Consider the following 13,215-nt stretch of genomic DNA (forward strand, 5'->3'; position numbering starts at 1 on the left):
AAAGCTGGCAGATCACTGTCATTGTTACGTCGCGGCCCATTTGCTCAAGTAAATCGCCAATTTCATGGCGCATTTCGCAAAAACGGTCTGACCTGCCCTACGACGCAATAAATTACGGTTGCGAAAAGTTGATCGATAAGGCCGATCTACTTTTCGACTTGCTTGGCGACGCGGAACACCTCCTCAAGAGTGGTCAACCCTTTCATGGCTTTGAGGATGCCGTCGTCATATAACGTCGCCATTCCTAGTCCCACGGCCGCCCGACGAATCTCTTGGGTCGATGCCCCTTCAAATGCTAGCTCTCGTATTTTTGTGGACATCGGCATCAATTCAAAGATACCGCGACGTCCCTTGTAACCACTTCGCTGGCAATTACCGCAACCGCGCCCCTTCATAAATGTGGCCCCAGCAGCTTGCTCGGCTGTGATGCCAGCTTGCTCCAAAACGGCGTCACTCGGGGTGAACGGCTGCTTGCATTTGTCGCAGACAATCCGCACCAAACGCTGCGCTAGCACTGCAATGATTGTACTCGCGACAAGATAGGGGGGAACCCCCATGTCTACCAAGCGTGTAATGGAACCGGGCGCATCGTTCGTATGTAGCGTACTGAAAACCAAGTGTCCTGTTAAAGAAGCTTGAATTCCCATCGAAGCCGTCTCGCGATCTCGCATTTCCCCCACAAGGATGATATTGGGGGCCTGACGCAACATCGCTCGAATAATCCGCGCAAAATCGAGCCCAATGCTGTGACGCACTTGGACCTGATTGATCCCCGGCAGATAGTATTCGACGGGATCTTCGGCGGTAATGATCTTGGTGTCAGGTCGGTTCAGTTCGTTCAACGCGGCATATAGCGTGGTCGTTTTTCCGGAACCGGTCGGTCCGGTCACCAGAATGATGCCGTTGGGACGCTTGATGAGACTCTGAAACTTCTGGAACGCACCTTCCGACAAGCCAAGTTGGCGAACACCCACCTTGATGCTGTCTTTATCCAAAATACGCATCACAATCGACTGACCATGATTGGTCGGTATCACATTGACACGCAAGTCGATCTCTTTGGTACCAACATCGGCCTTGATGCGACCATCCTGACAACGCCGGCGTTCGGCGATGTCAATTCCGGCGAGAATCTTGATGCGAGAAATCAAGGCTCCTAACATCCGCCGGGGGGGGCTATCCCGCTCGACCAAGACCCCATCGATGCGGTATCTGATCCGCACCCGGTCTTCAAACGGCTCGACGTGAATGTCCGACGCTCGAAGCTGGACCGCCTCGTTAATCATCAATTGCACCAGGCGAACCACCGGAGCGCTGTTGTCATCGACAGCCGAGATCTCGGAGTAGGTCTGGGTGTCTTCCTGCATCGTGTCGGTAAAGTCGATCGCCGTATCCGTAAACTCCTGCAGCATCGTATCGGCCGACTCCCCCTCTTGTTGGCCATAATAACGATTGATCGACTCCAGGATGTTCTCGCGAGGAGCGAGCGCAATCTCGACCTTGCGATTCAAGATGAACCGCAGCTTGTCGAACGCTTCGAGATCAAACGGATTGCTGCAGATCACGCGCAGCGCTCCATCTTCTTCCGACATCGGCATAATGACGTTTTCGCGGGCAACCGATTCCGGTACGAGCTCGACGGCCGAGGGGTTAATCAGCACCGTTTCTAAGTCGACGTATTCCAGCCCATGCTCCAGCGCAAGGGCCTGCATCACGTCGCTTCCCGATGCATAGCCGAGCTGAACCAGTGCGTCGTGGACCTGAATTTTTTTCTTGTCGGCTAGCTGCTCTGCTTCGGCAAGCTGATCAGGGCCGACGATGCCACGACGAATCAGGTTTTCCGAAAAATCTCCGAGTGTTCCGGCCAAGGCGCAATCCTCCCGAACGCGATAAATCGCTGCGAGCGCAGTTGTTTACGAAAAGTCAGAATATAAGGAATGCGACGGCGTAAGAATAGATTTACACACCGCGCACCATAAAACGACGAGTTCCCTCATCATGTATCATGCTTCGGAAACAGTAGCCGCGTCAACCGATTGGTAAGTCGAAGTCGGGCCGAAATTTACGGTTCTTTCCGTCCAGCCGGCCAAATCTTCAAAACCACACTCGGATGGTCGTTGCCGGGGGTCAGATATTCGACCTCTTTTCGAAGCTGAAGGTCGCTTAACAACCCAAAATGACGCGCCTCGTTCCGTTCTTCCACCCATTTACCCCCCTTGATAGCCAAAAGCTGATCAAATGAGGCCCAATGGGGGGCCAGCCAGGTCAACAATTTCTTTAGGGGGGCAACCGCGCGACAAACTATTGCGTGATAGCGAAAATCTTCGAGCAAATCTTCGGCGCGCGCATGATAAACCGGAATCGACAGCCCAGTGCGATGGACGATCTCTTCAAGTGCTTTCGCTTTTTTCGTCACCGAATCGCATAAAGAAACCTGCACGTCTGGACGTAAAATGGCGATGATGACGCCGGGGACACCGCCGCCGGAACCGAGATCCAAGATCTCATCCCCCGGCTTTAGCTGTCCGGCCAAAGCGAGACTATCTAGCACATCCCGCGCGACAAATTTGTCGTAGTCGGTGTGACGCGTGAGATTGAGACTTTGATTCATTTCCCACACAATCTGTGCATATTTGTCGAGCGCGTCGACGATCTTCTCGTCAAGCGGCGCACCGTGCGCAATCAGCGCCTCTTGCAGAGTGGCGAACTTAGGAGCAGGCGGTGGGGGAACTTCGTTCAAAGCGTTTCTCTTCGTGTGACCAACCAAAACCAAGCTACTAGATTCGGTCCTGCGGCTCGTTGCGACAAGAGGGGGAGAGCCCTGTGAGAGACCGTATTTGCCGTCGAACGTTCCTTTTAGGAGGATCCTCCGCACTATTCACAGGCATATTGCCCAATCGGACCAGGGAAAAATCGCCCTCTGCTCGGTCACGTAAAGACTGGCGGTTTCCCTCCACCCAATAATTGTCCGTTCCTCATTTAGCCACCTGGTTTTCGTCTGAATCGAAATCTCATGAAATCATCCTCCCCAGACGCTGCTCCGCTGGACGTTGTGCTAATCGGCGCAGGCATTATGAGTGCGACTTTGGCGGCGCTGCTGACAGAATTGCAGCCTGACCTGAACATCGAGATTTTCGAGCGGCTTGAGAGCGCTGCTGAAGAAAGTTCCAACGCTTGGAACAATGCCGGGACCGGCCATGCGGCGCTGTGCGAATTAAACTACACGCCGGTTACCAGCGACGGCGGGATCGACATCTCCAAAGCGCTGATGGTCAATACGCAGTTCGATTTATCTCGTCAGTTCTGGTCCTACTTGGTCAAGCAGGGAGCGATCAAAGACCCCGGATCTTTTATCCACTCGGTACCGCATTGCAGTTTTGTGCGCGGCGCTGCGAATGCGACGTTTTTGCAGAAGCGTTTTGAAGCACTCTCGGCGCATCACTGTTATCACGGCATGGAATTCTCGACAGACCGGCAACAGATTGAAAGCTGGATGCCGCTGGTCATGGAAGGTCGCGATCCCAACGAGATCGTCGCTGCGACGCGGATGATCACCGGAACCGACGTTGACTATGGCGCACTGACCAAGACATTGCTCGGCCCCGTTAGTCGCCCCGCAGAGAATACGATTCATTTTTCTCAGCAGGTGCTGGGCTTACGCCGGGTCGGTAAATTATGGAGCCTACATATCCGCGATCAAAAGTCTGGCGCCCATCGAGACGTGCAGGCCAAATTTGTCTTTATCGGTGCGGGCGGCGGATCGCTGCATCTGCTGCAAAAGTCAGGCATTCCTGAAGCACACGGCTACGGTGGCTTTCCGGTCAGTGGAATCTGGCTCCGCAGCGACAATGCAAAGCTGGCCGAACGGCATCACGCCAAAGTGTATGGCAAAGCGTTAACCGGTTCTCCGCCGATGTCGGTGCCGCATCTCGACCAACGTCATATCGATGGGAAGACTTCTTTGCTGTTTGGTCCTTACGCCGGCTTTTCGACCAAGTTCCTCAAGCATGGTTCGTTCTTCGATCTCTTTGGTTCGATCGATCCAGAGAATCTGCTGCCGATGCTGGCCGTCGGTCGAGACAACCTTGCACTTACCGAATACCTGATTGGCCAGGTGATCGAGTCTGAAGAAAAGCGTTTCGCACTCTTGCGCGAGTATTTGCCCAACGCCGTGCACGCTGATTGGAAATTAGAAGTCGCCGGCCAGCGGGTGCAGATCATCAAAAAAGACCCCATCCACGGCGGCATTCTTCAATTTGGGACCGAACTAGTCGCGTCGGCCGATCACTCTTTGGTCGCACTGTTGGGCGCTTCGCCGGGCGCATCGACCGCTGTCTCGATCATGCTGCACGTGCTAGAGAAATGCTTTGCCGACCGGCTAAAGCCAGGCGACTGGCTCGATCGCGTGCAAGCGATGATTCCGTCGTACGGATATTCGCTGATTGACGATGCCCAGCTCTGCCGCAAAGTACGCGCTGACACCGCTGCTGTTCTTCAACTTCAAAACGTGAACGCATGATCCCCGCCTACTATCTGTACACGGGTCCCGATGGGCACTCGCACGTAACTCGCGGCAGCATCGCTGAGAACCAAGTCACCGACGCTCAATCAGTGATGTTCAAAGAGACGCCGCCCCACGCAACGCTGGAGTGGCACAACGCGCCGACCACGCAATACGTGATCACACTGTCCGGGACGCTTGAGTTTACGATGCAAAACGGCGAAACGTTTACGCTGAGTCCCGGCGATATTCTGATCGCGATGGACACCACCGGCACCGGCCACAGTTGGCGCTTGATCGACGATCAGCCGTGGCGTCGATTGTATGTGGTGTTTGGACCAGATGCGGAGATTTGTTTTGTCCCGGACAAGGGGTAAAACGCAGCGGCTCGGTTGCTTTGTTCACTACTTCGCGCGACGCCATTCAGAACGCAGCCCGCGGCCGGTCTTGCCTTTTAGCAGATCAGTGTTGTCGAGGTCGATTGCCAATGTTTCGACTCCGTTATTGGGAAAATAGACGACAATCTCGCTTCCCCTGCGGGTCCAGGTTATCAGTTTACCATTCTGCTCTGTGCCGGTGACGCCGTGAATTGTGCGTCTGCCGTGCCAGCCATTGCTGTGATACGTTGTCCAGACGCCGCTGAAATCGAAGACCTCGGTCTGCGATCGAAAATCGGCTTTTGCCTGCACCACTGCTTCTAACTCTGCGATCAGACCTTGTTGGCGATATTGCTCGGCAACCTCGTCGAACGACTTCAAACAATGCTCATAAGCAGGCCCAACAATGCGTTTGTAGCGTGACAGCGCTGCGGAAAGTCCGTTGGCAGTAGGCAAGATCGTAGAATTCTCAGCAAAAACTTTTTTCTCCTGATCCAATTGCTTCAGCAACTTTGTCGCAGTCTCAGGCGGTATCGCCCGGGTCTTGAGTATCTTTGCTTGAACCTTGTCAAATTCTTCGAGCAGCGTTTCACGCGCCTGGTTCTGTTTTTCCTGGAACGCATCAATCGCGGCGTCCAGGGCTAAATTCCCTTCGCCGGCCTGCAACGTAATTGGAAGAAGCATCAACAACAGGAACGACATAGCAAGCTTCCGCCAGAAACTGGCGGAAACCGCCAACTGAACCCCACTGATCGTCCCCCAATATATAGTCCGCATAAAACTGCCTTTCCGGTGAGGTTGAATGCTGTCAACACAATGCCGCGAAATTCAATTCAGCGACTGCTGTATTGAGCCTCGGAGATATGCCTACGGCCAAGTTCTCTGCAAGCATTGCGTAACGCAGCCTCCGAAGGCGACATACTTTTCTCAATTTTTTTACGATGCCCAAAATTTCTACCGGCGCCATGCTTCTTTTGAGCTGGGGCGCCCTGACTAGATCCTGCAAGGCGCCCGCTTCGAGAAAAGACGCACCACTCTGCGATAACCGTGTTGTGCGACGTTTGGCAGACGATCCGCTGTGGCGACGGTTGTAGGCGGTGCTTGGATCGGCAACGTAGATTTGTTGCTTGCCGGATCAGACGTCATGCCAAGCAAATTGGGGAAAGCCGAAAAGCCTCGGCCCTCGCCGCCTATTTAGATTTCAGTTCAAAGGTTTCACGACTTGCTCCAGAACTAATCTCGACCACAAGATCCGATTTCACGTTGTATCGTGAGGGGACGATATCTTCCGTGACATCAACCAGAGGGCTATTTGGATCTCCTTCATAGGCGCGTCTTTGTCCAACGACCTTGGTTCCGACAATTTCGACCTTCTTTTTTCCGGGCGGGATGACAAGAGAGAACTCGCCATTTTCAATGGTTGTGCCAGCGGTAGCCGACTTTCCATCGATCGGCAAGAAGGTAATCGAGCCATTCTTGAGCGGCTGATTGTCAAGAGTCACAGCGCCGGTGAGTCTTGCATTCGAATCATCCACCCCACACCCCATCGACAAGAGGAGCAACAGCGGAGAGGCCAGGGAGAGAAAGTGAGCGCAGCGTGAAGCAGAGCAAGCCATGAAAATTATCCTTTTGTTATTTCCAATACTCGAATCGGGCAGTCTCGTCCGGAGCGCGGAAACCCCAAGGAGAAGTCCGGAAGTGGGCGGCCGCGGTTGTCCTGTTTTTTGTCGAGAACTAGGGCAACGTCGCGATTTCGCCCCCCTGGGTGGTCCCCAGTGCGTTGTAAGTAGTAAGGTCGATGGTTTCTGCAATGAACCGCACCGATCCGTCACCAAATCCCACGTTCACGCCGCCTGGATGCTTGCTACGCGCAGAATTCTTTTTTGTTGCGCCGGTATCACATGGAGGATTGGGAAGCGTGTTGACGCAAACACGCAGCGAGTCAACGCCGGAGTTAGGGGTCGAGTGGGTCGAAAACCATGCCCCCGTGATGTCGTCGTTAAAAACGTCTCCACGTTCATCGTTATTCGTGTCTTCGGCCGCTTTAAGAATCTCCGAAATCATCATCGTGTTTGACGTTCCGTCAGTGATATCCCGGAAGTCTACCTTCGCGTTGTTTTTAAACGGAGCCGAGCGAAGCGACGCGTCGGCCGCGGCATTGTTACCAAACCCAACAACATAGTTGCCTCGCGAGCGCCAATAGACGTCCCCTTTCCAAACTTGGGAACCGCCATCGCTGGGACAAAAATAGATATCGACGCGATTCGCACATAAGCCGGTCTCGGCCGACTGAACAACGTGTGGGACTTCATAGAAATGCTTTGTCAAATCATACTGGTCAAATAGCGCCAATTGCTCGACAAAGGGCCAAGCCGTCACTAGCCAAGTACGACGAGGTCCAAAAGTCCCGTTTTGCGTGCCGATCGGAAAGTGCTTGAAGACGTCCGAATGGTTGTGAAAGGCCAAGTTCCACTGCTTCAGATTGTTGTTGCATTGCGATCGACGAGCCGCCTCGCGCGCCTGCTGAACTGCCGGCAGAAGTAATGCAATCAGCACGCCGATAATCGCGATCACCACCAGCAGTTCAACCAGGGTAAACGCAAAGCGTTTTCGAGACGTTCTATGCGACATTCATGAGACTCCGAATTAGACAAGGGAAGAGATGCAGATGCCTTAGATAAGTAGGCAAGAATCAGATTTCGCGGCCTACAAAAAAACCATGCCGTCACTTGCCATTTGGATTAACCATGGAGAGAAGCCGCCGAAAAAGATCTTTCCTTATGCAATGGCGCGTCCAGAGAACGATTAGTACCTCGTCACTTAGCTTTTTCATAAAATTGTTGGAACTTGCATTTTTCTCGTTTGGAGTCACCGCTTGGCTATCGCGTCCAAATTTGTTTTGAGTACGTTACCAGCGTTACGCTCACACCCTGTTGCGGAGGATGGGACGGAGAGTCGTTGGGGTCAAGCATGGACGTACGCCTAGTCGGCCGGATTCCATGAGAACAAAGTGGGCCCAGGATCGGAGACGTGAATTCAATCCACAAGTGGTAAAATTCAGGCCAGTAGAAACATCAACGAGAATCGCCCATGCGATCCTTTGATACAGCCAACTCACCGCAACCAGATTCTTGAAGGGGCGCCATCCAATGAGAAGCCTTGGCTGCTGATGCTGAGGCAAAAGGCGCATTCGCGCCTAGAGGATAAACCAGAGTGGTTTAAACGCGTCTCGAAACTTGGCGCGGCAACGGAATCCTAGACACGGTGCCGCTGGATCTGCTCGAAAAGACTCATTTGGAGATGAGGTCAAAATCAAGTGTGCTCTTGCCGGCTATTACATCTACATGCAGGGTCGTCTCTTCGTTGTACTTTGCAGGGACCTGCTCGCGCGTCCACACAGTTCTTCCGGCGTCGTTTTCGGTTTCTTGGCGCGTGGTGATGCGTACGGTGTTGGCGCCTGGGCGAGTGCCGTGACGATTGCCAACATAGTTTAGTTGGTAGAAACCGTTGTCATCGGTCCGGCCAAATGCGGTCGGACCTTCTCCATCTGGCTTGAAGAAGATGATAGCCTGCGGAAGTGGGACTCCGTCCAGCGTAACGACGCCTGAAACGTCGCCCAACACTCCCTTATTCGAGCATCCCGATGAGAGCGAAACGCCTAGAAGGATCATCGCCAATGCGATCACCAGAGGTTGGCGCGAATTGAAAATTAAGTGAGTCATATTCGGAGAGCTACCTGGAAGAGCTTTCATAAAAGAAATGAGTTTCACCTGGCGGCGAAGCGCGTTTTCGGAACAGCGCTGGTTTCGGCAGCAAGCGAGGCCTCATACGTTTCGCCCTCAGCAATTTCGTCTCGAAGCAAATGCTGAGGGCGATGAAAAAATCCGACTAGTATTCGCCCAAGACGTCGCCATCCTCACGAGACAAGAGTCGCTCGAACGTGCTGTCGCACTGCGCCGTGGAGATATCATGATCCACCGTTTCGCTAATGAAGTGCGTAGAACCGTCACACAACACGGCTTGAAATCCACCTGGGTGCTGACTGCTGAAATTACGCCGATAATGCAAAGGTTGCGAATAAGGCGAAACCGTACTGTTGATCGGCACATAGCCGCAGCCATGTCCTTGAATAAGTCCCCGGTTGTTATCGTTGACCGCTTCCACATCATCCCGCATTCCAAAGACAACGGCCGCGCCGATAATTGCGCCGTTCAGCTCCCATGCTCTTTCACCAAAGGCAATTGTATTGCTGGCGCCGTCAACAATGCCCGCAAACCGAACGCCCTTATCGGCGAAGAATACGCCGTTGGCCGACGAGATGGACCCGGTTGAAGAAGGAGGACCTGGATTGCTCCGCAGCGATCGGCTCGCATTGTTGGCGATATAGTTGGATGTCGCTAACTGCTGATCACAAATGAGATGAATTTCGTTCAGGTCAGGACCGGTATCCGAGGGGCAACGAAAAGCATCCAACCGCGTTTGAATCATCGGAAGACGACTGGTATCGGCGATCGCCGCCGTCAACGTAGTCGCGCCGACATGCAGTGAATCGTGAAGATTGCCCTGTTCTAGAAACGGAAGCAAGAACGATCCCCAACACCAATTTCCCTGGGTATCACTCGTCTGAGTAATGATTGTCCCCGGCGGAAATGTACCTAAGCTGTCGTGGTAATTGTGAAGCGCCAACCCCAGCTGTTTCAACTGATTACTACATTGCATCCGCCGAGCCGCTTCACGCGCTTGTTGCACAGCAGGCAACAGCAGCGCGATCAAGACACCTATGATTGCAATTACCACCAGCAACTCAACAAGCGTAAAGGCGAATCTCTGTTTGCGCACGGGGGTAGCTCCCTTGAAGAAAAGATGAGGTCAAACAAGGAGCAAAAAAGAGCACCAAAGACAGGGTGCCCAAATTGCAATTCTTTTTTTAGCAGCTCCCTCAGAGCAGAACAACGAAAAAATACAATATTCAGTAATTAAACTTAACCCCTCCATGAATCTAGGGTCAGCAGAGAGGGGAAACAAAGCGATAAATCAGCGAACAACCATTTTATAAGGCAATTAATCTACCCTTAATCAAATCAGCCAATGTTCCAGGGCAAAAATAGGGCGACGTTATAAAATCGCCTCGCAAACCGAATTATTGCAAATCGAGCGTAATTCGCCCGATTTGCAAATTCCATAAACTCACTCCAGATTACTCTCCTTTTCGCACGAAAGACGGGACTCAATTATTGGAGTCAAAAGTATTCGTGGCGAATCCACACCCCGCTACCATGCAAACTAGCTGGGATAAAAATCGGTTCGCCCCCAAGGTAAACTGGAAATACCCATGCACTCCCTCCAAGCAACTAACTCGCTCCATCCAGATTCTCAGGCCCACTTCACATGAGAACTCTCCTCACACTCGCCCTGCTCTCTCTTCTGGTGACTAGGTCCGGGGCGCAAGATACTTCCCCGCCAATCGCGAAAGCAGCCAAGGCTGACAAGCGTCCTAACGTGCTGTTCATCTTGACCGATGACCAGCGCTATGACGCGCTCAGTTGCATGGGGCATCCACATCTAAAGACGACCCATATTGATCGGTTGGCCCACGAAGGGTTGTTGTTCAAAAACCATTACTGCACGACTTCGCTTTGTTCGCCGAGTCGCGCATCGATCCTCAGCGGTCGCTATGCACACGCGCATGGGGTGGTCAACAACTTTACAGAATACCCGGCTGACCTGGTGAGTTTTCCGATGCGTCTGCATGACGAAGGATACGCAACGGCCTACATCGGCAAATGGCACATGGGCGAAAACAACGACGCCCCGCGTCCCGGATTTGATTATTTTGTGACGCACAAAGGGCAAGGCCAATACTTTGACACCGAGTTCAATTTCAATGGTCAGGGGCGGAAGGTTGTCGACGGCTACTACACCACCGCCGTCACCGACATGGCCGAAGATTGGATCAGCAAGCAGAACGGCGACAAGCCTTGGTTGTTAATGCTGGGGCACAAGGCGCCGCACAGTTTTTATCTGCCCGAAGAAAAGTACGAGCACGCGTTTGACCAGGTCGACATCCAATACCCTGCCAGTGCCTTCGATCTCGAGGACAAGCCAGAGTGGTTCAAAAAACGTCTTGACACTTGGCACGGGATCTATGGTCCGCTGTTCGACTGGCGCAAGCAATTTCCCGACGATAGTCCCGAGGCGGTCAAGGACTTCGCGCGGATGGTGCGTGCGTATTGGGGCACGATTCTTTCGGTCGATGACAGCGTCGGTCGGCTGTATGACTTGCTCGCAGAACGCGGCGAACTCGACAACACGCTGATTATCTTCACGTCCGACAACGGCCTGTTGGAAGGTGAGCATGGCATGGTCGATAAACGAACCGGACATGAGCCTTCGATTCGGATTCCGCTGGTCGTTCGTTACCCCGGCCTCACGCCGACCGATCAGCCGCGTGTAATCGACAACATCACGGCGACGCTTGATTTCGCTCCGTCAATTCTTAACATCTGCGATGCCAAGCCGTTAGCGAACATCGACGGCCACAGTTGGAAGCGACTTGCGCAAGGAGACGATACCGGTTGGCGAAACAGCTTTTACTATGAGTACAACTACGAACACCAGTTTCCCTACACACCTAACGTCCGCGCCTTGCGGACCGACCAGTACAAGTACATCCGGTACCCGCACGGCGATGGCTCGCCCGACAAACACATGGCCGAACTCTACGACCTGAAAGCAGATCCCGGCGAAAACAAAAACCTGATCAATGACCCCGCTTACGCTCAAACAGTCAAGCAACTGCGGCAAGAACTTGACCGACTGATCGCCAAACATGGCGACGGAAAACCAGACACGATGCCGCTAGATCAAGGGATCCAATCAGGACTGCCGGAACAATCAATTCGCTAGTCCCCAACGGCGCCTCTGAACGCACCAAGTCGCGTAGGGTGCGTGAAACAAGTGCGTTTGAGCCACGATAATCGGCCCAACCTAGATTCACTTGTGCTACCCACCAGCCGAGCAGGTTGATTGAAGTTGGCGCCAACGCTCGCGGCTTGCTCCACTCACCCTAGTTTTACTGAAGGCTTCGCGCATAAAAAAAGCCGCGTTCAGGGTTGGTGAACGCGGCTGAAATCAGCTCGAAACGCGGTGCAACTATTTCGTCTCAGCGGCAGGTTCTTCTTCGGTGCGAACCGGCGGGGTAACGACGGCGGCGTTATTGGATTTGTCTTCTGAATCGCCATCGGTTGGCGGTTTCGGTAGCTGTTCAGCGATTGCGTCCAGCATGGCGGTTTTCAGTTTCGGCAACAGCGAAGCTTCGACTTCCTCGGCGACCTTGGCCGTTTCGGCTTTGACTTCGGCTGACAGTTTATCGGTGGCGGCAGCGATCTGCTTTTTCAGCTTGTCGGTTTCGGCGGCCAGTTTCGCTTCGGCGTCGGCTCGCAGTTTGGCTATTTGAGCGGCCGTTTCCTGCTTCAACTTTTCGGCCTCGGCGGCCAATGTCGACTTCGCCGACTCACGCAGGTCGGTCAGCGCTGCATCAACTTGCGTCTTCAGTTCGGCGGCTTCCGCTTGGATTTGGGCAGTGGTTTCGGCTTGCAGTTGGGCGGCGGTTTCGGCCTTGGCGGCGGCGACCTGGTTGGTCATTTCCCACCGCAGTTGGGCCGAGACTTCAGCTTTAATCCGCTCACGTCGACGACCAAAGATACCCGCTTCGAGATCGGCGACCGTCACCAAAATCAGAGCGATGACAAGTGGAAATACGATTCGGGTTACGTTCATAACAGAGTCTCCCAGGGGAAAGTTTTTCAAGTAAGAAAGGGGGGATCGGCAGGGTAAACAGCGACCTCGATCGGGTTACCGTCGGGATCGTGAAAAAAGGTTTGGTGAATGCCGCCAGCGTTTACACGTTGCAGGTACGGGATCGCATGGGCGTTGAGGATCTCGACGATGGTCGACGCGTCGTCAACTTCAAACGCCAGATGATTGGCCCGCGTATCGATCGCACCGATTTCATTCTCACCGGCGCGACGCTCGATCACATGCATTTGAATTCCATACGCGACCAGCCAGGCGCCGCGGAAATCAAACGGAGGACGTTCGACTTCCTGAAAACCAAGCACGTCGCGATAAAAATCACGGCTTTTGACGGGATCGACCGCCGAAACGGCGATGTGCTGCAGCCGACGAATCGGCAAAGGAGGCGGCGTCATAAGGCGGGAGGGGTAAAATCGGTGGGAGTCAAATCCGGCATAATTGGCAGGACAAATAGTATAACTAGGCGATTGGGGCGAATAACAGGGTCAAACCGTTAGATTTGCCAACTCGTGACGAATAGAG

General features: G+C 53.4%; 12 protein-coding genes. 3 read left to right on the forward strand and 9 right to left on the reverse strand.

What is annotated here, in order from left to right:
* Positions 1–146: 146 nt before the first annotated feature.
* Together SH421x_RS19260 and rsmG are read right to left on the reverse strand one after the other, a co-directional pair.
* Entirely contained in the window at positions 147–1,868 is a 1,722-nt protein-coding gene (locus SH421x_RS19260; RefSeq protein ID WP_488851549.1) for a GspE/PulE family protein, read from the reverse strand.
* 194 nt (positions 1,869–2,062) lie between these two features.
* Entirely contained in the window at positions 2,063–2,740 is a 678-nt protein-coding gene (rsmG, locus tag SH421x_RS19265) for a 16S rRNA (guanine(527)-N(7))-methyltransferase RsmG (protein ID WP_488851551.1), read from the reverse strand.
* Positions 2,741–3,013: 273 nt separating this feature from the next.
* Between rsmG and mqo the strand changes: the two genes are divergently transcribed.
* On the forward strand, positions 3,014–4,519 hold the full coding sequence (gene mqo / locus SH421x_RS19270; RefSeq protein ID WP_488851553.1) for a malate dehydrogenase (quinone): 1,506 nt from the start codon (positions 3,014–3,016) through the stop codon (positions 4,517–4,519).
* The gene (locus tag SH421x_RS19275; protein WP_488851555.1) at positions 4,516–4,878 is read left to right on the forward strand and encodes a cupin domain-containing protein; all 363 of its coding nucleotides are present in this window, start codon (positions 4,516–4,518) and stop codon (positions 4,876–4,878) included. Before mqo ends, SH421x_RS19275 begins: the two co-directional genes overlap by 4 nt.
* A gap of 27 nt (positions 4,879–4,905) precedes the next feature.
* Here SH421x_RS19275 and SH421x_RS19280 read toward each other — a convergent pair whose 3' ends face one another.
* The 5 genes from SH421x_RS19280 to SH421x_RS19300 all read right to left on the reverse strand — a co-directional run bounded on the left by SH421x_RS19280 (position 4,906) and on the right by SH421x_RS19300 (position 9,717).
* A complete protein-coding gene (locus SH421x_RS19280; protein WP_488851557.1) occupies positions 4,906–5,580 on the reverse strand; it encodes a hypothetical protein in 675 nt (224 codons plus the stop codon).
* A 488-nt stretch (positions 5,581–6,068) separates the two neighbouring features.
* On the reverse strand, positions 6,069–6,413 hold the full coding sequence (locus tag SH421x_RS19285; protein WP_488851559.1) for a hypothetical protein: 345 nt from the start codon (positions 6,411–6,413) through the stop codon (positions 6,069–6,071).
* Positions 6,414–6,612: 199 nt separating this feature from the next.
* Positions 6,613–7,509: a DUF1559 family PulG-like putative transporter gene (locus SH421x_RS19290; protein WP_488851561.1), complete on the reverse strand. Its 897-nt coding sequence runs from the start codon at positions 7,507–7,509 to the stop codon at positions 6,613–6,615.
* 659 nt (positions 7,510–8,168) lie between these two features.
* Positions 8,169–8,600 (reverse strand): carboxypeptidase-like regulatory domain-containing protein, encoded by a 432-nt coding sequence (locus SH421x_RS19295; protein ID WP_488851563.1) that lies wholly within the window; start codon positions 8,598–8,600, stop codon positions 8,169–8,171.
* A 166-nt stretch (positions 8,601–8,766) separates the two neighbouring features.
* Positions 8,767–9,717, reverse strand: coding sequence for a DUF1559 family PulG-like putative transporter (locus SH421x_RS19300; protein WP_488851564.1), 951 nt, complete (start codon positions 9,715–9,717; stop codon positions 8,767–8,769).
* Positions 9,718–10,266: 549 nt separating this feature from the next.
* On the opposite strand from SH421x_RS19300, the gene SH421x_RS19305 reads away from it, so the two are divergent.
* On the forward strand, positions 10,267–11,784 hold the full coding sequence (locus tag SH421x_RS19305) for a sulfatase family protein (protein ID WP_488851566.1): 1,518 nt from the start codon (positions 10,267–10,269) through the stop codon (positions 11,782–11,784).
* Positions 11,785–12,030: 246 nt separating this feature from the next.
* Here the strand turns inward: SH421x_RS19305 and SH421x_RS19310 are convergent, their stop codons facing one another.
* Positions 12,031–12,657 carry a hypothetical protein gene (locus tag SH421x_RS19310; protein ID WP_488851567.1) on the reverse strand — a complete coding sequence of 209 codons (627 nt, stop codon included), beginning with the start codon at positions 12,655–12,657 and terminating at the stop codon, positions 12,031–12,033.
* Between the two features lie 26 nt (positions 12,658–12,683).
* Positions 12,684–13,088: a VOC family protein gene (locus tag SH421x_RS19315; RefSeq protein WP_488851569.1), complete on the reverse strand. Its 405-nt coding sequence runs from the start codon at positions 13,086–13,088 to the stop codon at positions 12,684–12,686.
* Between the last annotated feature and the right edge of the window lie 127 nt (positions 13,089–13,215).

Source organism: Blastopirellula sp. SH421, from assembly GCF_057808535.1.